24 protein-coding genes are annotated in these 20,324 nt (G+C 73.5%); 19 read left to right on the top strand and 5 right to left on the bottom strand.

What is annotated here, in order from left to right:
• The first annotated feature begins 79 nt into the window (after window positions 1-79).
• The 5 genes from R2D22_RS16585 to R2D22_RS16565 all read left to right on the top strand — a co-directional run bounded on the left by R2D22_RS16585 (window position 80) and on the right by R2D22_RS16565 (window position 4,082).
• Window positions 80-766 (top strand): ABC transporter permease, encoded by a 687-nt coding sequence (locus tag R2D22_RS16585; protein ID WP_318104329.1) that lies wholly within the window; start codon window positions 80-82, stop codon window positions 764-766.
• On the top strand, window positions 766-1,431 hold the full coding sequence (locus R2D22_RS16580) for an ABC transporter permease (RefSeq protein WP_318104328.1): 666 nt from the start codon (window positions 766-768) through the stop codon (window positions 1,429-1,431). Before R2D22_RS16585 ends, R2D22_RS16580 begins: the two co-directional genes overlap by 1 nt.
• Window positions 1,432-1,450: 19 nt before the next feature.
• Window positions 1,451-2,440 (top strand): ABC transporter substrate-binding protein, encoded by a 990-nt coding sequence (locus tag R2D22_RS16575; RefSeq protein ID WP_411977029.1) that lies wholly within the window; start codon window positions 1,451-1,453, stop codon window positions 2,438-2,440.
• A 107-nt stretch (window positions 2,441-2,547) separates the two neighbouring features.
• Entirely contained in the window at window positions 2,548-3,618 is a 1,071-nt protein-coding gene (locus R2D22_RS16570) for a coiled-coil domain-containing protein (RefSeq protein ID WP_318104324.1), read from the top strand.
• On the top strand, window positions 3,615-4,082 hold the full coding sequence (locus R2D22_RS16565; RefSeq protein ID WP_318104323.1) for a GNAT family N-acetyltransferase: 468 nt from the start codon (window positions 3,615-3,617) through the stop codon (window positions 4,080-4,082). Before R2D22_RS16570 ends, R2D22_RS16565 begins: the two co-directional genes overlap by 4 nt.
• A gap of 24 nt (window positions 4,083-4,106) precedes the next feature.
• Here R2D22_RS16565 and R2D22_RS16560 read toward each other — a convergent pair whose 3' ends face one another.
• Together R2D22_RS16560 and R2D22_RS16555 are read right to left on the bottom strand one after the other, a co-directional pair.
• Window positions 4,107-5,249, bottom strand: coding sequence for an NADH-quinone oxidoreductase subunit D (locus R2D22_RS16560; protein WP_318104321.1), 1,143 nt, complete (start codon window positions 5,247-5,249; stop codon window positions 4,107-4,109).
• Between the two features lie 77 nt (window positions 5,250-5,326).
• Window positions 5,327-6,343: an SAM-dependent methyltransferase gene (locus R2D22_RS16555; protein ID WP_318104320.1), complete on the bottom strand. Its 1,017-nt coding sequence runs from the start codon at window positions 6,341-6,343 to the stop codon at window positions 5,327-5,329.
• 97 nt (window positions 6,344-6,440) lie between these two features.
• Here R2D22_RS16555 and R2D22_RS16550 point away from each other — a divergent pair, with 97 nt between their 5' ends.
• Genes R2D22_RS16550 through R2D22_RS16540 form a run of 3 tightly spaced genes read left to right on the top strand, consistent with a single transcriptional unit; the run spans window position 6,441 to window position 8,977 of the window.
• Window positions 6,441-7,640, top strand: a complete 1,200-nt coding sequence (locus tag R2D22_RS16550) for a sensor histidine kinase (RefSeq protein ID WP_318104319.1) — start codon at window positions 6,441-6,443, stop codon at window positions 7,638-7,640.
• 49 nt (window positions 7,641-7,689) lie between these two features.
• Complete coding sequence (locus R2D22_RS16545) at window positions 7,690-8,364, top strand: response regulator (RefSeq protein WP_318104317.1); 675 nt, start codon at window positions 7,690-7,692, stop codon at window positions 8,362-8,364.
• A gap of 4 nt (window positions 8,365-8,368) precedes the next feature.
• Window positions 8,369-8,977, top strand: coding sequence for an AAA family ATPase (locus R2D22_RS16540; RefSeq protein ID WP_318104315.1), 609 nt, complete (start codon window positions 8,369-8,371; stop codon window positions 8,975-8,977).
• Window positions 8,978-9,021: 44 nt separating this feature from the next.
• On the opposite strand, the gene R2D22_RS16535 is transcribed toward R2D22_RS16540, so the two are convergent.
• Window positions 9,022-10,113, bottom strand: a complete 1,092-nt coding sequence (locus tag R2D22_RS16535; RefSeq protein ID WP_318104314.1) for a DUF5937 family protein — start codon at window positions 10,111-10,113, stop codon at window positions 9,022-9,024.
• A gap of 101 nt (window positions 10,114-10,214) precedes the next feature.
• On the opposite strand from R2D22_RS16535, the gene R2D22_RS16530 reads away from it, so the two are divergent.
• Window positions 10,215-10,421 carry a hypothetical protein gene (locus R2D22_RS16530; RefSeq protein WP_318104313.1) on the top strand — a complete coding sequence of 69 codons (207 nt, stop codon included), beginning with the start codon at window positions 10,215-10,217 and terminating at the stop codon, window positions 10,419-10,421.
• A 13-nt stretch (window positions 10,422-10,434) separates the two neighbouring features.
• Here the strand turns inward: R2D22_RS16530 and R2D22_RS16525 are convergent, their stop codons facing one another.
• Window positions 10,435-11,598 (bottom strand): threonine aldolase family protein, encoded by a 1,164-nt coding sequence (locus R2D22_RS16525; RefSeq protein ID WP_318104311.1) that lies wholly within the window; start codon window positions 11,596-11,598, stop codon window positions 10,435-10,437.
• Between the two features lie 125 nt (window positions 11,599-11,723).
• On the opposite strand from R2D22_RS16525, the gene R2D22_RS16520 reads away from it, so the two are divergent.
• The 10 genes from R2D22_RS16520 (at window position 11,724) to R2D22_RS16475 (ending at window position 19,678) form a co-directional block, all read left to right on the top strand.
• The gene (locus R2D22_RS16520; protein WP_318104310.1) at window positions 11,724-12,653 is read left to right on the top strand and encodes a Rossmann-like and DUF2520 domain-containing protein; all 930 of its coding nucleotides are present in this window, start codon (window positions 11,724-11,726) and stop codon (window positions 12,651-12,653) included.
• The gene (gene panC, locus R2D22_RS16515; RefSeq protein ID WP_318104309.1) at window positions 12,650-13,651 is read left to right on the top strand and encodes a pantoate--beta-alanine ligase; all 1,002 of its coding nucleotides are present in this window, start codon (window positions 12,650-12,652) and stop codon (window positions 13,649-13,651) included. The genes R2D22_RS16520 and panC overlap by 4 nt, the downstream gene beginning before the upstream one ends.
• Complete coding sequence (locus R2D22_RS16510; protein WP_318104308.1) at window positions 13,648-15,378, top strand: L-aspartate oxidase; 1,731 nt, start codon at window positions 13,648-13,650, stop codon at window positions 15,376-15,378. Before panC ends, R2D22_RS16510 begins: the two co-directional genes overlap by 4 nt.
• Window positions 15,375-16,403, top strand: a complete 1,029-nt coding sequence (gene nadC / locus R2D22_RS16505) for a carboxylating nicotinate-nucleotide diphosphorylase (RefSeq protein ID WP_318104306.1) — start codon at window positions 15,375-15,377, stop codon at window positions 16,401-16,403. Before R2D22_RS16510 ends, nadC begins: the two co-directional genes overlap by 4 nt.
• The gene (locus tag R2D22_RS16500; protein WP_318104305.1) at window positions 16,403-17,206 is read left to right on the top strand and encodes a type III pantothenate kinase; all 804 of its coding nucleotides are present in this window, start codon (window positions 16,403-16,405) and stop codon (window positions 17,204-17,206) included. The genes nadC and R2D22_RS16500 overlap by 1 nt, the downstream gene beginning before the upstream one ends.
• A gap of 124 nt (window positions 17,207-17,330) precedes the next feature.
• The gene (locus tag R2D22_RS16495; protein ID WP_318109802.1) at window positions 17,331-17,885 is read left to right on the top strand and encodes a hypothetical protein; all 555 of its coding nucleotides are present in this window, start codon (window positions 17,331-17,333) and stop codon (window positions 17,883-17,885) included.
• Between the two features lie 14 nt (window positions 17,886-17,899).
• On the top strand, window positions 17,900-18,076 hold the full coding sequence (locus tag R2D22_RS16490) for a hypothetical protein (RefSeq protein WP_318104303.1): 177 nt from the start codon (window positions 17,900-17,902) through the stop codon (window positions 18,074-18,076).
• A 135-nt stretch (window positions 18,077-18,211) separates the two neighbouring features.
• The gene (locus R2D22_RS16485; RefSeq protein ID WP_318104302.1) at window positions 18,212-18,646 is read left to right on the top strand and encodes a BlaI/MecI/CopY family transcriptional regulator; all 435 of its coding nucleotides are present in this window, start codon (window positions 18,212-18,214) and stop codon (window positions 18,644-18,646) included.
• Window positions 18,647-18,655: 9 nt separating this feature from the next.
• Window positions 18,656-19,198, top strand: coding sequence for an amino-acid N-acetyltransferase (locus R2D22_RS16480; protein WP_318104301.1), 543 nt, complete (start codon window positions 18,656-18,658; stop codon window positions 19,196-19,198).
• A 144-nt stretch (window positions 19,199-19,342) separates the two neighbouring features.
• Window positions 19,343-19,678 (top strand): histone-like nucleoid-structuring protein Lsr2, encoded by a 336-nt coding sequence (locus R2D22_RS16475; RefSeq protein WP_318104300.1) that lies wholly within the window; start codon window positions 19,343-19,345, stop codon window positions 19,676-19,678.
• Here R2D22_RS16475 and R2D22_RS16470 read toward each other — a convergent pair.
• Complete coding sequence (locus R2D22_RS16470) at window positions 19,657-20,208, bottom strand: SCO3374 family protein (RefSeq protein ID WP_318104297.1); 552 nt, start codon at window positions 20,206-20,208, stop codon at window positions 19,657-19,659. The genes R2D22_RS16475 and R2D22_RS16470 overlap by 22 nt on opposite strands.
• Window positions 20,209-20,324 lie beyond the last annotated feature (116 nt).

Here is a 20,324-nt window from a genome sequence, read left to right as displayed (position 1 = left end):
GTCCTCGGCGATTGTCGCTGCCGGGCGTTAGGGTCGCCACACATACGTTCGGGAGATCGCGGCGACCGGGGGGAGTCGTATGAGTGCGGCGAACTGCCTGGTGACGAACGACTGGATCTGCGGCGAGTATCTGCGCACCCGCAGCGCCGAGTTGACCGACGCGACGCTCCAGCATGTGGGCATCACCGTCGTGTCGGTGCTGCTCGGGCTGCTGGTCGCGTTCCCGCTCGCGCTGCTCGTCCGGGCCCGGCCGCGCCTCGCGGCCCCGGTGCTCGGCCTGACGACACTGCTCTACACGGTCCCTTCGCTGGCGATGTTCTCGCTGCTGCTGCCGTTCTTCGGGCTGTCGGCGGCGCTGGTGGTCACCGGCCTGGTGCTGTACTCGCTGACGATCCTCGTCCGGAACATCCTGGCCGGCCTCGACGCGGTCCCGGCCGAGACGCGGGAGGCCGCGCGCGGGATGGGCTACGGCGGGGGCCGGCTGCTCTGGGAGGTCGAACTGCCGCTGGCGCTGCCCGCGGTGATGGCCGGGGTGCGGATGGCGACGGTGTCGACGATCGCGCTGACGACCGTCGGGTCGATCGTGGGCCGCGGCGGCCTCGGCAATCTGATCGAGGACGCGCTGCCGACCTTCTTCAAGGCGCAGGTGCTGGCCGCGTCCGTGCTGTGCGTGCTGCTCGCGGTGGTCGCGGACCTGGCCCTGCTGGGCGTACAGCGGCTGTTGACGCCCTGGGCGCGGATACGCACCACCCGGGGGGCGGTCTGATGGGCGCGGTGTCCGGCGCCTGGTCGTGGCTGACCACGGGCGCCAACTGGGCCGGGAACGGCGGCGTCTGGCAGCGCCTCGGCGAGCATCTGTACGTGAGCGGGGTCGCGCTGCTGGTGGCGTGCGCGCTCGCGCTGCCGCTCGGGCTGTGGCTGGGCCACCTGGGCCGGGGCGGCGCGGTCGCGATCAACGTGTCCAACGCGGGCCGGGCGGTGCCGGTCTTCGCGGTGCTGGCCCTGTTCATGGTGTCGCCGCTGCGCAACGCCGGCTACGTGCCGACGGTGACCGCGCTGGTGCTGTTCGCCGTGCCGCCGCTGCTGACCCACGCGTACGTGGGGATGCGCGAGGTGGACCGGGCGGTGGTGGAGGCCGCGCGCGGGATGGGCATGTCCGGCGGCCAGTTGTTCCGCCGGGTCGAACTCCCGCTGGCCCGGCCGATGCTGATGACCGGTCTGCGGTCGGCCGCCGTGCAGGTGGTCGCCACCGCGACGATCGCCGCGATGGTCGGCCAGGGCGGGCTCGGCCGGATCATCACCGCCGGGTTCGCCACGTACGACACCCCGCAGGTGGTGGCGGGCGCGCTCCTCGTGGCGCTGCTCGCCCTCCTTGTGGAGGCGCTGCTGGTGGGCGCGGACCGACTGCTGGGCCGCAGGAGGCCCCTGTGACGAACGAACGACCAAGGAAATGGGTGATCTCGTGAGCAGGACCTCGCGTGTGGCGGGTGCGGTACTGGCCGTCGCGGCACTGACCGGAGGGCTGGCCGCGTGCGGCGGCGACAGCCTGGAGAACGCCGGCGGCTCCGGCGCGGGCGGCGCGGGCGGCGGGAAGAAGGGGACGCTGGTCGTCGGCGCCGCGGCCTTCACCGAGTCCAAGGTGCTGGCGGAGCTGTACGCGCAGATTCTCGCCGACGCCGGATACGACACCTCGGTGACCACGGTGAAGAACCGTGAACTGTACGAACCCGCGCTGGAGAAGGGCGAGATCGACGTCGTACCGGAATACGCGGCGACGATCGCGGAATTCCTGAACGCGAAGGCGAACGGCCCGAAGGCGCCGGAGGAGAAGCCGGTCGCTTCCGGTGACGCGGCCGCCACGACGGAAGCGCTGAAGAAGCTCGCGGAACCGCGCGGGCTGAAGGTGCTCGCGTACGGCGAGGCCGTGGACCAGAACGCGTTCGCGGTGACCAAGGAATTCGCCGCGAAGAACAAGCTCACCACCCTTTCCGATCTCGGTACCGCGAAGCTGAAGGTGAAGATCGCGGCCGGTGACGAATGCGCGGTGCGCCCCTTCTGCGCGCCGGGCCTGAAGAAGACGTACGGGATCGAGGTAGCCGGGATCGACCCCAAGGGCGTCGGCACCCCGCAGGCCAAGCAGGCCGTGAAGGACGGCGTGGACCAGCTGGTCCTGACGACCACGACGGACGCCACGATCGAATCGTTCGGCCTGGTCTTCCTCACCGACGACAAGAAGCTGCAGAACGCCGACAACGTGCTGCCGGTGCTCAATGCGAAGGACGCCGGGGCGCCGGAGATCGCCGCCGCGCTCGACAAGATCACCAAGGTGCTCAGCACCGCCGATCTCGCCGAGTTGAACCGCAAGGTGGACGCCGAGCGGGCCAAGCCGGAGGACGTCGCGAAGGCCTATCTGGAGTCGAAGGGGCTGCTCGGGAAGTAGCCGCCAGACAAGGGGAGTCACTCATTCCGGAAGTGCCGGAAGAGACGACGGAAGAGATTGCGGGGGCGGCCCCCCACGGGCCGCCTACGCACGGTAAATTTCAGGCCATGCCACGTGGACGCCACCGTCATTCCCCGCCCCTGCACAAGCTCCTGCCGCCCTCCGCGGTCGCCGGCGCTTCCGCTGTCTGTGCGGTAGGCGCCTGGCTGTTCGCGGATCCGCTGGTCCTGCGGCTGCTCGTGGCGGCCGCCGCGGCCGCCGCCGTAACCGGCGCCGTGATCATGCGCGGCTGGGACCGGGCCGCCGGCCGCAAGGTCGCCGAGCTGGGCCGCATGCGCACCGCGGACCAGTGGAAGGCCGAGGAGCGGCTCGCCGAGCTGGAGTCCGACCTCGAGGAGTCCCGCGAACTGCGTGCCCGCCTCGACACCAAGCTGCGCGCCAAGCGGGTCGAACTGGCCGCGCTGCGCGGCGAGCACGCCGAGCTGCTGCGCCGGTACGCCACCGCCGAGACCGAGCGGGCCAGCGCCCTGGAGGGCCGCCGGCAGCTCGCGCTCGAAGCGGCCGCCCCCGTCAAGGAGCTGACCGCCGCCGGGTCCACGCCGACCCCGGACGCGTACCGCCGGGCCGCCCGGGCCCTGAAGGACCTCCCGCGCAACGCGGCGGCCCAGGAGGCCCGGCGCACCGCCGAGGCCGCCCGCAGCCGCGACCTGGCCGAGCGGGCCCGGGAGGCGGAGGAGCCGCAGGGGAAGCACGCGGCCGCCGCCGGGACCGAGCAGCACGCCCGTCCGACGGCCGCCCTGCCGGCGGCTCAGGCCGCCCCCGCCGCCGCACCCGCGATGCGGCCCGTCCCGGCCGCGGCCGCGATCGCCCCGTACGCCGCCCGCCGGCCCGCCCCGCGCCCCGAGGGCACCTTCGACTTCTTCGGCACCCAGGGCGGTCAGGCAGGCCAGGCAGGTCGGGCCGTGAAGGCACTGCAGGGCGCCCAGAAGGCCGTCGCCGCGATCGAGGCGGTGCAGAACGAGGACCTCGCCGACGTGGTGGGCGAGGAGGTCCTCGCCGAGGCCGAGGCGCGGCAGCCCGCCCCCGAGCGGGTCATCGGCCAGGTCATCGACCTGACCGCGCACGACGAGACCGAGCAGCTGGACGTGGCCGAGCTGCGCGGAGCCGTCAACTCGTGAACCTGAAGGCGGTGGCCGACCCCGGCGCCCTGCGGGACGAACTGATCGCCCTGTGCGCGCAGGCGTTCTGCGGCCCGCCCTGGCACGATCCGCCGCGCGGCGCGGTCCGCACCGTCGACCGCCTGGTCGACATGGCCGGCCGCCCCGGCTGGCGGATGGTCGCCGCCCATGACGCCGACGGCGCGCTGACCGGCTTCGCGGCCGGCCGCCCCGACACCTTCCTGTCCGGCGGGGACGAGAGCTTCGAGCTGTTCGAGCTCGTCGTGGCCCCCGCCCAGCAGGGCCGCGGCCTCGGCCGCGCCCTGCACGACGCCCTGCTCGTGGACGCCCCGGCGCCGCGCCTGCTGATGACCCTGGACGTGCCGGAGCTGCGCGGCCGGTACGAGCGGTGGGGCTGGTACGTCGTCCGGCAGGTGCGCCCGGAGAAGGACCCGCGGGCCTATGTCGTGATGCGGGCGGACTGAGCCGCCCGCCCCGCTGCCCGTCGACTACTTGTCGATGTCGCCGACGACGAAGAACAGCGACCCCAGGATCGCGACCATGTCCGCGACCAGCGTCCCCGGCAGCAGCACGGTCAGCGCCTGGATGTTGTTGTACGAGGCCGAGCGGAGCTTGAGCCGGTACGGCGTCTTCTCGCCCTTGGACACCAGGTAGTAGCCGTTGACCCCGAGCGGGTTCTCCGTCCAGGCGTACGTGTGACCCTCGGGCGCCTTGAGCACCTTCGGCAGCCGCTGGTTGATCGGCCCGGGCGGCAGCTCGTCGATCCGGTCCAGGCAGACGTCGGCCAGCTCCAGCGAGTTGTGCGTCTGCTCGAGCAGGCACTCGAAGCGGGCCAGGCAGTCGCCCTCCTCGCGGGTGACCACCTTCAGGGTGTCCTGGAGCTCCCCGTACGCGAGGTACGGCTCGTCGCGCCGCAGGTCGAAGTCGACGCCGGAGGCACGGGCGATCGGGCCGGTGACACCGAAGGAGTGCACCGCCTCCGGCGACAGGACGCCGACGCCGCGGGTGCGGCCGCGGAAGATCTCGTTGCCGAGGACCAGCCGGTCGTACACGTCCATCCGCGACCGGACGTCGGCGATCGCCGCGCGGGTGCGCTCCAGCCAGCCGGCCGGCAGGTCCTCCTTGAGGCCGCCGACCCGGTTGAACATGTAGTGCATCCGGCCGCCGGAGACCTCCTCCATCACGGCCTGGAGCTCCTCGCGCTCCCGGAAGGCGTGGAAGACGGGGGTGATGCCGCCGAGTTCGAGCGGGTACGAGCCGAGGAACATCAGGTGGTTGAGCACCCGGTTCAGCTCGGCGAGCAGCGTGCGCGTCCAGACCGCCCGCTCGGGCACCTCCATGCCGAGCATCCGCTCCACGGCCATGACGACGCCGAGCTCGTTGGAGAACGCGGAGAGCCAGTCGTGGCGGTTGGCCAGCATCACGATCTGCCGGTAGTCGCGCGCCTCGAAGAGCTTCTCGGCGCCGCGGTGCATGTAGCCGATGACCGGTTCGGCGTGCCGGACGACCTCGCCGTCGAGCACCAGCCGGAGACGGAGCACGCCATGGGTCGAGGGATGCTGCGGCCCGATGTTCAGCACCATGTCGGTGCTCTCCGCCGCCCCGCCGATTCCGACCGTCGTCTCCGTCATGGGGACAGTATCCCTGCCGGGCGAACCCTCGTGTCGCCGCGTTCCGCAGGCCGGTACGGGGCGCGCCGTCAGGACCGTCAGGACCGTCCGCCCGGCACGTCGTGCCGCAGCCACAGGAAGTCCCCGAGCCCGCCGCGGGCGGTCAGCTCGGCCGCCTCCCCGGCCGAGGCGAGCGCCCGCAGGTACGCGGCCGGGTCGGAGGACGCGAGCGCGAGGGACGGCCGTTCGCCGGTCACCCCCAGCTCCCGCAGCGCCTCCCGCTGCGAGACGAGCTCCCCGACGCCCCCGACCCCGACGCCCGCCACACCAACGCCCCCGACGCCCTCCGCGACCGCGTCCATCGCCACATGCGCCGTCACGTCGCACGTCCCGTCCGGTACCGGCGCGACCTCCCGCCCGCCCCGGAACCCGGCCAGCGTCCCGAACGGCGGCCGGGCGTCCCGTACGTGCCCGTAGTCCACCGCCACCGCCGTGCCGGCCGCCACCCGGGACACCGCCGCCGCCCACGCCTCGTCGCGCGGCCGGCCGATCTCCGCCCGCTCGCCCGGCTCCCGCAGCGGCCACCACCGGCGCAGCCACGCCGCGTCCGCGCCGGTCACCTCGGCGCCCGGACGCTCGGCGCCGTCCGGCCGTACCTCGACGTACCGCGCGACGCCCGAGGCGTCCGCCTCGGCGACGTCCACCGGCACGTTGTCCAGCCACTCGTTCGCGAACAGCAGGCCCCGTACGCCCTCCGGCACCCGGTCCGTCCACACGATCCGCGGGTCGAGCCCGGCCGGCCGGTCCGCGCGTTCGACGCCGTACGCGCGCACCGCCAGGCCCTCCGGGACGGCCGCCAGGACGCCCGCCAGCAGTTCGCCCCGGCCCGCGCCGACGTCCACGAGGTCGACCTCGGCCGTCCCCAGCCGCTCCGCCACCGAGGTCAGCAGCCGGGCCACCGCCGTCGCGAACAGCGGCGAGGCGTGCACGGAGGTGCGGAAGTGGCCCGCCGGGCCCTCCGGCCGCAGGTAGAAGCCGCCGGGCCCGTACAGCGCCCGCTCCGTGGCCTCCCGCCAGCCCCGCCACTCCTGTCCCTGACACGTCTCATCCGTCACGCGCCCCAGTCTCCACCTTGCGGAGTACGGTGCTCGCGGCAAGGATCGGCCCTCCGGTTGACCCCTGCACCTATCCCCCTTCCCTACGCTGGGTCACGTGCAGCGCCTCTACGACTTCCTCCGCAGACACCCGACGGGCGTCGACGGCTTCTGGGCCGTCGTCCTCTTCGGGTTCTCCGTGCTGTGGGTGGTCAGCAGCTACCCGTCGGTGGAACGGCCCGTCGCGTACGGGGCCGTCGGCGCGCTGTTCTCGGTCGTCGTGGCGCTGCGGCGCAGGATGCCGGAGCGGATGCTGCTGCTGGCCGTCGCTCTGGGCGTCGTGCAGCTCGCCTTCGGCCTGATGCCGTTCTTCGCGGACTTCGCGATGTTGGTGATCATCTACACGGTCGCCGCGCACGACGGCCCGCGCTGGGCGTCCCGGCTGGCTCTGGCCGGCGGACTGAGCGCGGCGACGCTGGCGCAGCTCAGGTGGCCGACGGAGAGCCAGGGCTCGTCGGCGGCGCACGTCTTCTTCACCGTGATCATGACCGTGCCGTTCGTGCTCGCCTGGGTGCTCGGCGACTCGCTGCGCACCCGCCGCGCCTACTTCGCCCAGCTGGAGGAGCGCGCCTCCCGGCTGGAGAAGGAGCGCGAGGCGCAGGCCAAGGTCGCGGTCGCGGCCGAGCGCGCCCGGATCGCCCGCGAGCTGCACGACGTCGTCGCGCACAACGTGTCCGTGATGGTGGTCCAGGCGGACGGCGCCGCGTACGTCCTGGACAGCTCGCCCGAGCAGGCCAAGCAGGCCCTGGAGACGATCTCAGGCACCGGCCGCCAGGCCCTCGCCGAGATGCGCAGGCTGCTGGGCGTGCTGCGCACCGGCGAGCACCAGGAGGCGGGGGAGTACGTGCCGCAGCCGGACGTCCAGCAGATCGAGGACCTGGTCGAGCAGGTCCGCCAGGCCGGCCTGACCGTCGACTTCCGGATCGAGGGGTCCCCGCGCCCGCTGCCCAGCGGCGTCGAGCTCACCGCGTACCGGATCGTCCAGGAAGCCCTCACGAACACCCGCAAGCACGGTGGCCCGGAGGCCGGCGCGAGCGTCCGGCTGGTCTACTTCGACGACGGCCTCGGCCTGCTCGTCGAGGACGACGGCCGCGGCGCGACCCAGGAGATGTACGAGGACGGGGGCGCCGACGGCAGCGGCCACGGTCTGATCGGCATGCGCGAGCGGGTCGGCATGGTCGGCGGCACCCTGGACGCGGGCCCGCGCCCCGGGGGCGGCTTCCGGATCAGCGCCCTGCTCCCCCTGAAGCCGGCGTGAGGCGCCGCGTGAAGTCCGTCCCCCGATCCCGAGGAACCGAAGGAACCCCATGTCCATCCGCGTGATGCTCGTCGACGACCAGGTGCTGCTGCGCACCGGCTTCCGCATGGTCCTGGCCGCCCAGCCGGACATGGACGTCGTCGCGGAGGCGGGCGACGGCGCGGAGGCGATCGAGATCCTGCGCTCCACCGCGGTGGACGTGGTCCTGATGGACGTCCGCATGCCGCGCCTCGACGGGGTCGAGGCGACCCGGCGGATCTGCGCGGAGCCCGAGCCGCCGAAGGTGCTCATCCTGACCACCTTCGACCTCGACGAGTACGCGTTCTCCGGCCTGAAGGCGGGGGCGAGCGGGTTCATGCTGAAGGACGTGCCGCCGAGCGAGCTGCTCGGCGCGATCCGCTCCGTGCACAGCGGCGACGCGGTCGTCGCCCCGTCGACCACCCGCCGGCTGCTCGACCGGTTCTCCCCGATGCTGCCGTCCTCCGGCAAGGAGCCTCATCACAAGGACATCGACAAGCTGACCGACCGGGAGCGCGAGGTGATGATGCTGGTCGCGCAGGGCCTGTCGAACGGAGAGATCGCGGCCCGTCTCGTGCTGTCCGAGGCGACGGTGAAGACGCACGTCGGCCGCATCCTGACCAAACTGGCGCTGCGCGACCGGGTGCAGGTGGTGGTCCTCGCGTACGAGACCGGCCTGGTGCGGGCGGGCGGCGGGGCGGGCTGAGCCCGTGCTGCTCTGGATCAACGGGCCGTTCGGCGGCGGCAAGACACAGACCGCGCACGAGTTGCTGCGGCGTCTGCCCGGCAGCGCGATCTGCGACCCCGAGCACATCGGCTTCGGCCTGCACCGGACCCTGCCGCGTGGCCTGAACGAGGACTTCCAGGACCTGGTGGCCTGGCGGCAGGGCGTGTACGAGGTGCTGGACCTGGCGCTGCGTCGGCACGAGGGCCCGCTGCTCGTGCCGATGACTCTGGTGGAGCCGGCGTACTTCGAGGAGGTCGTGGGCCGGCTGCGGGCGGCGCACGGGCCGGAGCGTGTGCGGCACTTCGCGCTGCTCGCGGAGCGGGAGACCGTCCTGAAGCGGCTCACCGAGCGGGGTCTGGGGCGCGGCCTCAAGTGGGAGAGCTTCGCGGTGCGGCGGCTCGACCACTGCCTGGAGCGGCTGAACGGGCCGGAGTTCGGCGACCACATCCGTACCGACCGGCTGACCGTCCCGCAGGTCGCGGACCGGATCGCCGGGGCGGCGGGTCTGCGGCTCGCGCCGAACACGTACGGGCCGCTGCGGCACCGGCTGCGGCGGATCCGGGTCGGCCTGTCCCACATCCGCTTCGACTAGCGCGCGGGGCCGTCCGCTCGACGCCCGTCCCGCACCGGCCCCCGCTAGCGCAGCAAACCCTCCAGGAAGTCGCTGCCCAGCCGGGCGACGGCCGAATGGTCCAGCTCGTGCAGGACGTAGCGGCCCCGGCGCCGGGTGGTGAGCAGTCCGGCCTTCTTCAGGACCGAGAGGTGCCGGGAGACCTCCGGCGCGGTGATGCCGTACACGTCGGCCAGCTCGCCCGTCGAGTGCGCCCCGCGCACCAGGGTTCGGCACAGGTTCATCCGCAGGGGGTGGGCCAGTGCCTCCAGGCGGAGCTTCACCGTCTCGATCGACTCGGTGCCGCCGACCTCATGAGCAGCGACCGGGTACTGGATCACCGGCTGCCAGCCGGGGGTGTACAGGGCGAAGAGGTGCGGCCAGCCGAAGACTGACGGGATCAGCGTCAGGGCGGTGCCCCGGGCCTCGGTGCGGCGCTGGACCAGCTTGTCGACGACGATCCGGCGGCCGCGCTCGTCCTGTTCCAGGCTCAGCGCCGGGGAGGCGGCGGTCAGGGCCTCGGCCAGGCCCTTGCGGCGCAGCAGCTCGGTCTTGTGCCGGGCGTCTGCGGCGAGCTGGACCCGGACCCGGCGCCAGGTGTCGCCGAAGAACGCGTCCTCGCAGTCCTCCAGGAGCCGGCGGATCCACGCCCGGGTGGCGGCCGGCTCGGCGAGCATCCGGTCCACGAACGCCGCCTGGCGCGGGCCGCGCGCGGCGGCCAGGTCGAGGGCGCGGCGCCGGGACGACGCGTCGACGAGCGGGGACGGGACGGGCCGGCCGGTGTTACCGATGAAGCAGGTGATCTCCAGGGCGGCGCCGACGAATGTCTCGTCGTCCATGCGGTCGAGGTCGTCCAGCTCCTCCGCCAGGGTCTCCCGGGGCTGGGCGGGCATCAGGAAGTCGGAGCGCGCGGACCGCCACATGAAGTCGGCCTCGTGGAGCCGGTCGGCCAGCTCCGGCTTGAGCGCGGCGGCGGTCGAGGTCGTCCACGCGTGCAGCCGGGCGTGGTGGGCGGGCTCGGACAGTGCGTGCAGGGCGTTGCCGAGCTCGGCCAGCGGCGAGGGGCAGAAGGAGATCCGCTCGGGCGGCAGTCCGGTGATGTCGATGGTCACGCTCACGGGTCCATGGTGCGGGCTGCCCCGGGGGTGCTGTCGCGCCGTTTGACGGGGCCGGTCAATCGGCGGGCCCGCCGGGCCGGGACGGGCGCACGGTGAGGTGCATGAACGCTCTGCACCAGTACCTCTTCGACACCTACCGTGCGGCGCGGTTGGAGGAGGCGATGCCTCCGGCCCCCGGGACCCACGACCTCGCCGTGCTGCGCGCCGTCCGCGACCACCGCCGCTTCACCCGGGTGCTCGCGGGCCGCCCGGCCGGCGGCCGCCTCCGGTACGCCCTGACGCGCCGGCGCCGCCCGAGGCCCTGCTGAGTCCGCCCGAGGCCTACCGGCCCAGTCGCGCCAGGAAATTCCGGGCCGCCTCCCGCACGTCCGCCGGTGTCCAGTCCAGGCCCGGGGCCGCGACCGTCACCTCGGTCGCCGCCACGCCCGGCGGGCCGCCCGCCGGGGCGGGGGACCAGCGACGGAAGAGGACGGTGTCGGTCTCCTCCGCCAGGGCGACCGAGGCTGCCGTCAGCTCGTCGGGCCCGTACGGGAGCCAGACCTGGAACTGGTGGGTGTGCGGCTCCGCCGGGTGCACCCGGAACCACGGGAGCCCCGCCTCCGCGAACGCCTCCCGCAGCGCCGCCGCCACCGTCCGCGCGTGCGCCACGTACGCCGGGAGCCGCGGCAGCTCCGTCTTCAGGCCCGCCAGCGCGGCCAGGGCGGCCGGGTACTGCTGGAAGACCAGCCCGCCGTACCGGTGGAGCCACACCCGCGCCTCCTCGACCAGGTCCTCCGGACCGGCGAGCGCCGCCCCCGACATGCCGCCGAGCGACTTGTAGAAGGACACGTACACGCTGTCCGCGAGCCCCGCGATCTCCCGCAGCTCCCGGCCGAAGTGCGGGCCGCACTCCCACAGCCGCGCGCCGTCGAAGTGGACGACCGCGTCCCGCTCCCGGGCCGCCTGCACCACGTCGACCAGTTCGTCCCAGTCCGGCAGCACGAAGCCCGCGTCGCGCAGCGGCAGCTCCAGCATCAGCGTGCCGAACGGCTCGGGGTGCTCCCGCACCTCCTCGGCCGTCGGCAGCCGCGGGGCGTCCGTCGGGTGCACCGTCCGCAGGCCGCTCACCGCCCCGAGCGCGCCGTTCTCGTGCACCTCCGGATGGGCGAGCGGGTGCAGCGCCACCACGTCGCTGCCCGTCCGGCCCGCCCAGCAGCGCAGTGCCACCTGCTGGGCCATCGTCCCGGTCGGGAAGAACACCGCCGCCGGGAAGCCGAGAAGGTCCGCCACCTGCCGCTCCACTTCGGCGACCGGACCGCCGCCGTAGGTGTCGACCAGCTCGTGGGGGTCCATGAGGGTGTGCCCGAGGTCCGCAAGCTCGCGCAGCGCGGCCAGCCCTTCGCCGACCGACCGCTCGACCTGGGTGTGCCACAGTTTCCGCGTCGCGCCGGACCACACCGTGGCACGGTGCCTGCGCGCTCGCTCCGAGTGTTCCGCGTCGTTCATGCGCCGATCATCACACCATCGCCAACAGGCTGTGGACGGCCGCGAAACCGTGCGAAACGCTGGCGTAGCATGGCGAGAAATCGTCCGGTACCCGCCGAGGACTGGAACGGAAGGCCGCCGTCAGCGTGAACGCACCACCAGAGTCCCGAGCCGAGGACCGCCCCGCCCGTCTCACCGTCGGCGTCGTCGGCGCCGGCCGGGTCGGACCGGCGCTCGCCGCCTCGCTCCAGCTCGCGGGCCACCGTCCGGTCGCCGCCTCGGGGGTCTCCGACGCGTCCCGCCGCCGCGCCGCGGCCCTGCTGCCCGACGTGCCGCTGGTGCCGCCCGCCGAGGTGCTGGCCCGCGCCGAGCTGGTCCTGCTGACCGTCCCCGACGACGCCCTGCCGGGGCTCGTCGAGGGACTCGCGGACACCGGCGCCGTACGGCCCGGGCAGCTCATCGTGCACACCTCCGGGCGGTACGGGGTCCAGGTCCTCGACCCCGCCCGGCGGGCCGGCGCGCTCCCGCTCGCCCTGCACCCCGCCATGACGTTCACCGGCACCCCCGTCGACGTGCAGCGGCTGGCCGGCTGCTCCTTCGGCGTGACCGCCCCCGAGGAGCTGCGGCTGGCCGCCGAGGCCCTGGTCATCGAGATGGGCGGCGAGCCCGAGTGGATCGCCGAGGCGAACCGGCCGCTCTACCACGCGGCCCTCGCCCTCGGCGCGAACCACCTGGTCACCCTGGTGGCCCAGTCGATGGAGCTGCTCCGCACCGCCGGGGTCGCCGCCCCGGACCGCATGCTCGGCCCGCTGCTCGGCGCCGCCCTCGACAACGCCCTGCGGTCCGGGGACGCGGCGCTGACCGGCCCGGTCGCCCGCGGCGACGCCGGCACGGTCGCCGCGCACGTCGCCGAGCTGCGCAAGCACGCCCCCGGCACGGTCGCCGGCTACCTGGCGATGGCCCGCACCACCGCCGACCGGGCCCTCGCGCACGGCCTGCTCAAGCCCGAGCTCGCCGAGGACCTGCTGGGGGTCCTGGCCGAGCGCCCCGCCACCTCCCAGGGAGACGACCGATGAGCCTCGCCCCGGTCCGCACGGCCGCCGAGCTGCGCACCCAGGGGTCGGCCGGCCCCCGCGCCGTCGTCATGACCATGGGCGCCCTGCACGACGGCCACGCCACGCTGATCCGCACCGCCCGGGCGCACGTCGGCCCCGAGGGTCACGTCACCGTCACCGTCTTCGTCAACCCGCTGCAGTTCGGCGCGGGCGAGGACCTCGACCGCTACCCGCGCACCCTCGACGCCGACCTGAAGATCGCCCAGGAGGCCGGTGCGGACGCCGTGTTCGCCCCGTCCGCCGACGAGGTCTACCCGGGCGGCGAGCCGCAGGTCCGGATCACCGCGGGCCCGATGGGCGAGCGGCTCGAAGGCGCCTCCCGCCCCGGCCACTTCGACGGCATGCTCACCGTCGTCGCCAAGCTGCTCCACCTCACCCGTCCGGACGTGGCGTTCTTCGGCCAGAAGGACGCCCAGCAGCTCGCCCTGATCCGCCGGATGGTCCGCGACCTGAACTTCCCGGTCGAGATCGTCGGCGTGCCGACGGTCCGCGAGGCCGACGGGCTGGCCCTGTCCAGCCGCAACCGCTACCTCTCGCCCGACGAGCGGCGCACCGCGCTCGCCCTGTCGCGGGCGCTGTTCGCCGCCCGCGACCGGCTCGGCGCCCAGCACGCGCTGCGCGCCCGGGCCGCCTCGCTGCCGGCCTCCGCCTCCGAGACCCGCGCCGAGGCGCTGTCGCAGATCGGCGAGGCCCGCGCCGCCGCCGACGTGCACGCCGTCGCGCAGGCCGGCGAGGGCGGCGGCGCCGACGCCGTACGGGCCGCGGCCCGCGGCGTCCTGGACGAGGCCGGCTCGGCGCACCCGCCGCTGACCCTGGACTACCTCGCCCTCGTCGATCCGGCCGACTTCACCGATGTCGCCGACGACCACGACGGCGACGCGATCCTCGCCGTCGCCGCGCGGGTGGGGTCCACGCGGCTCATCGACAATCTCCCCCTGAACTTCGGAGCCGCCCAGTGACCGGTAGCCATGAGACAGGCATACGGGCGGACGAGCCCGGCATCCGGCTGGACGCGCCCGCGCCCGGCTGGGCCGTCGAGGCCGACGTCGTGGTCGTCGGCTCCGGCGTCGCGGGCCTGACCGCCGCCCTGCGCTGCAGCGCCGCGGGGCTGCGCACGGTCGTGGTCACCAAGGCTCGCCTGGACGCCGGCTCGACCCGCTGGGCGCAGGGCGGCGTGGCCGCCGCGCTCGGCGAGGGCGACACCCCCGAGCAGCACCTCGACGACACCCTCGTCGCCGGTGCCGGGGTCTGCGACGAGCCGGCCGTACGCACCCTGGTCACCGAGGGCCCCGGCGCGGTCCGCCGTCTGATGGCCACCGGCGCCGAGTTCGACCGGAACGCCGACGGCGAGATCGCGCTGACCCGCGAGGGCGGCCACCACCGCAACCGGATCGTGCACGCCGGCGGCGACGCGACCGGCGCCGAGATCTCCCGCGCGCTGGTCGAGGCGATACGCGAGCGGGGCGTGCGCACCGTCGAGCACGCCCTGGTCCTGGACCTCCTCACGGACGCCGCCGGCCGCACTGCGGGCGTCACCCTGCACGTCATGGGGGAGGGCCAGCACGACGGCGTCGGCGCCGTCCACGCCCCGGCCGTGGTCCTCGCCACCGGCGGCATGGGCCAGGTCTTCTCCGCCACCACCAACCCGGCCGTCTCCACCGGCGACGGCGTCGCCCTCGCGCTGCGCGCCGGCGCCGAGGTCTCCGACCTGGAGTTCGTCCAGTTCCACCCGACCGTGCTGTTCCTCGGCTCGGACTCGCAGGGCCAGCAGCCGCTGGTCTCCGAGGCGGTACGCGGCGAGGGCGCCCATCTGGTCGACGCGGACGGCGTCCGCTTCATGGTCGGCCAGCACGAACTGGCCGAGCTCGCGCCCCGCGACATCGTCGCCAAGGGGATCACGCGCCGGATGCTGGAGCAGGGCGCGCGGAACATGTACCTCGACGCCCGGCACTTCGGCGCCGACATGTGGGAGCACCGTTTCCCGACGATCCTGGCCGCCTGCCGGGCGCACGGCATCGACCCGGTGACCGAGCCGATCCCGATCGCCCCCGCCGCCCACTACGCCTCCGGCGGCGTCCGCACCGACCTGCACGGCCGGACCACCGTGCCCGGCCTGTACGCGTGCGGCGAGGTCGCCTGCACGGGCGTGCATGGCGCGAACCGGCTGGCCTCGAACTCGCTCCTGGAGGGCCTGGTCTTCGCGGAGCGCATCGCCGACGACATCGTCGCGTCCGGGCCGCACCGCGAGGGCGTCCCGGCCGTGCACCGCGTCCCCACGGTGATGCCGCTGCTGGAGCCGTCGGCGCGCGCGGAGATCCAGCGGATCATGAGCGGGTACGCGGGTGTGCTGCGGTCCGAGGAGAGCCTCCGCAAGGCGTCGGCCGCCCTGGAGGACCTGGCGCGGGACCCGGTGGTGCGCCACCCCGACCTGACGGCCGGGCCCGGCACCGAGTCCTGGGAGACCACCAACCTCCTGCACGTCTCCCGCGCCCTGGTCACCGCCGCTCTCCGGCGCGAGGAGACCCGCGGCTGCCACTGGCGCGAGGACTTCCCCGAGCGCGACGACGAGAAGTGGCGCCGTCACCTGATCGTGCACATGTGCGGTGAAGAGCTCACCCTGCACCCCACCGCCACCGCAGACTTTCCGCCCGTAACCCCCGACACCACCAGGGAGCCGCAGTCGTGAGCACGCCCGAAGAAGCACGTCCGCAGCCCGTGGACGTGCCCCTGATCCACATCAACGCCCCGGCCGAGTCCACGGGCGGCTGCGGCGACGGCTGCGGCTGCGCGGAGGGCGACGAGGTGTACGAGTGCGGGCTCGACCCGGCCCTCGCCGAACTCCTCGCCGAGGCCGGCCTCGACCCGATCCAGGTCGAGGACATCGCCCACCTGGCGATCGCGGAGGACCTCGACGGCGGGGTGGACGTCACCACCGTCGCGACCGTCCCCGAGGACGCCGTCGCCACCGCGGACTTCACCGCCCGCGAGGCGGGCGTCGTGGCCGGCCTGCGGGTCGCCGAGGCGGTCCTGTCGATCGTCTGCACCGACGAGTTCGAGGTCGAGCGGCACGTCGAGGACGGCGCGCGGGTCGAGGCCGGGCAGGTCCTGCTCTCCGTCACCAGCCGCACCCGCGACCTGCTGACCGGCGAGCGCAGCGCGCTGAACATCCTGTGCCGGCTCTCCGGCATCGCCACCGCCACCCGCAGGTGGGCGGACGCCCTGGAGGGCACCAGGGCCCGGGTCCGCGACACCCGCAAGACGACGCCGGGCCTGCGCGCCCTGGAGAAGTACGCGGTGCGCTGCGGCGGCGGCGTCAACCACCGCATGTCCCTCTCGGACGCGGCGCTGGTCAAGGACAACCACGTGGTAGCCGCGGGCGGCGTCGCGCAGGCCTTCAAGGCCGTCCGCGAGCAGTTCCCGGAGGTCCCGATCGAGGTCGAGGTCGACACGATGCACCAGGTCCGCGAGGTCCTGGACGCGGGCGCCGACCTGATCCTGCTCGACAACTTCACCCCCTCCGAGACCGAGGAGGCCGTCGCCCTGGTCGCCGGCCGCGCGGCCCTGGAGTCCTCCGGCCGGCTGACGCTGGACAACGCGGCGGCGTACGCGGCGACCGGCGTCGACTACCTGGCGGTCGGCGGCCTCACGCACTCGTCGCCGATCCTGGACATCGGTCTCGACCTGCGCGAGGCCTCCGAGGCGGCCGTCTGATGCTGCTCACCATCGACGTCGGCAACACCCAGACCACTCTCGGCCTCTTCGACGGCGAAGAGGTCGTGGAGCACTGGAGGATCTCGACGGATCCGCGCCGCACTGCCGACGAGCTGGCGGTCCTTCTGCAGGGACTGATGGGCATGCATCCGCTGCTGGGCGAGGAACTGGGCGACGGCATCGAGGGCATCGCGATCTGCTCGACGGTGCCGACGGTGCTGCACGAGCTGCGTGAGGTGACGCGCCGGTACTACGGGGACGTCCCGGCGGTCCTGGTGGAGCCGGGCGTCAAGACGGGCGTCCCGATCCTCGCGGACAACCCGAAGGAGGTCGGCGCCGACCGCATCGTCAACACGGTCGCCGCGGTCGAGCTGTACGGGGGCCCGGCGATCGTCGTCGACTTCGGCACGGCGACGACGTACGACGCGATCACCGCGCGCGGCGAGTACGCGGGCGGCGCGATCGCGCCGGGCATTGAGATCTCGGTGGAGGCGCTGGGCGTCAGGGGCGCCCAGCTCCGCAAGATCGAGCTGGCCCGGCCGCGCAGTGTGATCGGCAAGAACACCGTCGAGTGCATGCAGTCGGGCATCGTCTTCGGCTTCGCCGGCCAGGTCGACGGCGTGGTGGCCCGGATGAAGCGCGAGCTGGCCGGTTCCGGCGACCCGGCGGACGTCACGGTGATCGCGACGGGCGGCCTGGCGCCGATGGTCCTGGGCGAGTCCACCGAGATCGACGCCCACGAGCCGTGGCTGACCCTGATCGGCCTCCGCCTGGTCTACGAGCGCAACACCGCGCGGCTCTGAGTCGAGGAGGGGGACCCGGGGCGGGGCGGCCGATCGGCGCGCCACAAAAGCACAGATAAGCGAAGTTTGTCTGATTAGCGCGTATCGTCGCCGCATGCCCACGCCATACGGATCCCGCGGCGGACTGGCCTTCGGTGCGGACGAGCTGCGCGTGCTGCGGCGCGCGCTCGCCAGTGCCCTGTGCCCGACGCCCCTCGACCATGAGGACGTGCAGGACTGCCTGCGGCTCGCGGACGCGCTCGACGAGGCCGTCCGCGAGGCCGGGCGACTGCGCGCGTTCCTGCTCGCCGACCTCGGCCGCTACCGCGCCACCCTCCCCGGCTCCGCCCCCGGCTACCTGGAGCTGCTCCAGGACGCCCTGGCGGCCGGCTACGACCCCCGTCCCGAGGACCTCGCGGCGCTGCGCTCGCTGCGCGAGCGGCCGGTCGCCGCGGCGCTCCTGGAGCGCTGCGCGGTGCTCGCCGAGCGGTCGCTGCGGACCCGGCTTGCCAAGGCCGCCCCGGCGCCCCGCACCCGGCTGCTCGCGCTGCCCGGCGGGCGCGCCGCGGAGGAGAAGCCCAAGCCCGGCAGGCCCGCGCCGAAGCCGGACGAGCGCCCGGTCCCCAAGCCGTCCGAGGTCTTCCCGCCGCGCCGCCGGCCCGTCCCGCCGCCCCCGCCCGAGGAACGCGCCGCCGGATAGCTACTCTGGACGCCATGGAATACGTATCCGCGCTCCTGCCCCCCGTCGTGATGGCCGCCTTCTTCATCGGCCTCGTCGTGACGATCGTCAAGAGCCAGGGCGGACCCAACAAGGCCAAGGAGGACGCGGCCGTGGACGCGGCGATCGCTCGCGCCGAGGCCGCCCGCCCGGCGGACGGCGCCGCCCGCTAGCCGGCCCGTCACCCCGAGAGGGCGTACGACCACTTCGGTGGCGTGCGCCCTTTTTGTGTGTACTTCACTCGGTTCGCCCCGTCCGCCACGGCAATAACCGGCCATTTCGGCGGGATCGCGGACTAAGGTGGCAATGTGCCCCGTCAATTGGGAGAGCTCGAAGACGCCGTCATGACACGCGTCTGGCAATGGAACCGCCCGGTGACCGTCCGGGAAGTCCTGGAGGATCTCCAGCAGGAACGGTCCATCGCCTACACCACCGTCATGACCGTAATGGACAATCTCCATCAGAAGGGCTGGGTACGCCGGGAAGTCGACGGCCGGGCCTATCGATATACCGCGGTCTCCACCCGGGCCGCGTACTCCGCAGCCCTCATGAACGAGGCTTGGGCGCAGAGCGACAACCCCGCCGCCGCCCTGGTCGCCTTCTTCGGCATGATGTCCGCCGAGCAGCGCGAAGCCCTCGACGACGCCGTCCGGATCGTCCAGCGGGACACCCCCAATCCGCCGGAAGGGCTCTCCCGGAGCACCGCGGAGGGTGGCGAGGACACCTCTGAGCCGGGGCGATAACGTCCCCTCATGTCGACGTCCTCCGCATCCGTCTCCGAAGCCGCGGCGAAAGCCGTCACCGTCCGCCGCGCCCGCACCTCCGATGTCGCCGCGGTCCGCCGGCTCGTCGACCCGTTCGTTCGCCGCGGCATCCTGCTCGACAAAGCGACGGTCACCCTTTACGAGGACATCCAGGAGTTCTGGGTCGCCGAACGCGACACCGACGGAGTCGTCGTCGGCTGCGGTGCTCTCCACGTGATGTGGGAAGACCTGGCGGAAGTGCGCACGCTCGCGGTCGACCCGGACTTCCGCGGCGCCCGGGTGGGACATCAGGTGCTGGACAAGTTGTTGCACACCGCCCGATGGCTCGGCGTCCGCCGGGTTTTCTGCCTCACCTTCGAAGTCGAGTTCTTCGCAAGGCACGGCTTCGTCGAGATCGGCGAGACGCCCGTCGACGGAGATGTCTACAGCGAGCTCCTGCGTTCCTATGACGAGGGCGTCGCGGAGTTCCTCGGTCTCGAACGAGTGAAGCCGAACACCTTGGGCAACAGTCGGATGCTTCTGCACCTGTGATCGTAAGCTGCGCCCGGATCCCTATGTCCGAATCGCGCACGTTTCCCGCGTTGCCGAGCTTCTGAACCTCTGCCAGGGGTTTGTGTTTTTCCGGGAAAAGCGGTTTCCTTTCCGCGTACTGCATTTTCGATGAAAGGAAATCCGGTGGCACAGAAGGTTCAGGTCCTTCTTGTCGACGACCTCGACGGTGGCGAGGCGGACGAGACGGTGACGTTCGCTCTGGACGGCAAGACCTACGAGATCGACCTCACCACCGCCAACGCGGACAAGCTCCGCGGCCTGCTCGAGCCGTACACCAAGGGCGGCCGCCGCACCGGTGGCCGTGCCGCCACCGGCCGTGGAAAGGGCCGTGTCGCGGTCGGCGGGAACAAGGACACCGCCGAAATTCGCGCCTGGGCCAAGGCGAACGGTTTCGAGGTCAACGACCGCGGCCGCGTCCCGGCCTCCGTGCGCGAGGCCTACGAGAAGGCCAACGGCTGAGCCGTCCGCGTCAGCCGGAGCCGGTGGCATTCCGTCGCCGCCGCCTCCACCAGTCGTACGAGACCGGGGGCATCCCCATCGCCGCCTACCACCGGCAGCCCCGGCAACGACGACTCGACCTCGCGGCCGGGCACGGGGGGCCGCAGCCACACCGCGGCGCCCGGCCGGTCGGAACCGCTCCATCCTGGGGGAACGGGAGCGGTCATCCGGCCGCCCGGCCCCAGGCCGGCGAGGTCCAGGGCGATCCCGCCCCACTCCAGCCAGCCGAGCAGCCCCGGCAGCTCCTCCGCGCTCCCCGCGGCCACGAGCAGCCGCATCCTGCGCCCCATGAGGGCCACGGGGCCGGTGGCGCCCACCCGCCGCAGTACCGCGTGTCCCGCCGCCGCGGGAAGCTCGAGCACGTCGAACCGGATCCCGGTCGGCAGCAGCAGCGGCGGCCCGTCGGCGGTCGGCCAGCCGAGCTCGTGCTCGTACCACCGCGCGAGGCCGTACTCGGACGGTGAGCGGGGGAGCGGGACGGTGAGCGCCATGCCCGGGGAACTCCCGCGACTGCCGAATGGTTACGCCTCATGGTGACGCACGGTTCACCACCCGTCGCACGCCGTGTTCACGGCGGGGGCGTGCGGACGCATTCGGCGGCGCAAGG

The organism is Streptomyces sp. HUAS YS2 (assembly GCF_033343995.1).
Classification (GTDB): Bacteria; Actinomycetota; Actinomycetes; order Streptomycetales; family Streptomycetaceae; genus Streptomyces; species Streptomyces solicathayae.
Note: the sequence above shows the minus strand (reverse complement) of the source record. Positions and strands in the feature narration are given on the sequence as shown.

Bases quoted from the DNA above. Each gene is read 5' to 3' on its own strand.
- R2D22_RS16580 (WP_318104328.1), top strand. From the start codon at position 766: ATGGGCGCGGTGTCCGGCGCCTGGTCGTGGCTGACCACGGGCGCCAAC.
- R2D22_RS16570 (WP_318104324.1), top strand. From the start codon at position 2,548: ATGCCACGTGGACGCCACCGTCATTCCCCGCCCCTGCACAAGCTCCTG.
- panC (WP_318104309.1), top strand. From the start codon at position 12,650: ATGAGCCTCGCCCCGGTCCGCACGGCCGCCGAGCTGCGCACCCAGGGG.
- R2D22_RS16545 (WP_318104317.1), top strand. From the start codon at position 7,690: ATGTCCATCCGCGTGATGCTCGTCGACGACCAGGTGCTGCTGCGCACC.
- R2D22_RS16490 (WP_318104303.1), top strand. From the start codon at position 17,900: ATGGAATACGTATCCGCGCTCCTGCCCCCCGTCGTGATGGCCGCCTTC.
- R2D22_RS16525 (WP_318104311.1), bottom strand. From the start codon at position 11,598: ATGAACGACGCGGAACACTCGGAGCGAGCGCGCAGGCACCGTGCCACG.
- R2D22_RS16530 (WP_318104313.1), top strand. From the start codon at position 10,215: ATGAACGCTCTGCACCAGTACCTCTTCGACACCTACCGTGCGGCGCGG.
- R2D22_RS16575 (WP_411977029.1), top strand. From the start codon at position 1,451: ATGGGTGATCTCGTGAGCAGGACCTCGCGTGTGGCGGGTGCGGTACTG.
- R2D22_RS16480 (WP_318104301.1), top strand. From the start codon at position 18,656: ATGTCGACGTCCTCCGCATCCGTCTCCGAAGCCGCGGCGAAAGCCGTC.
- R2D22_RS16585 (WP_318104329.1), top strand. From the start codon at position 80: ATGAGTGCGGCGAACTGCCTGGTGACGAACGACTGGATCTGCGGCGAG.
- R2D22_RS16560 (WP_318104321.1), bottom strand. From the start codon at position 5,249: ATGACGGAGACGACGGTCGGAATCGGCGGGGCGGCGGAGAGCACCGAC.
- R2D22_RS16500 (WP_318104305.1), top strand. From the start codon at position 16,403: ATGCTGCTCACCATCGACGTCGGCAACACCCAGACCACTCTCGGCCTC.
- R2D22_RS16470 (WP_318104297.1), bottom strand. From the start codon at position 20,208: ATGGCGCTCACCGTCCCGCTCCCCCGCTCACCGTCCGAGTACGGCCTC.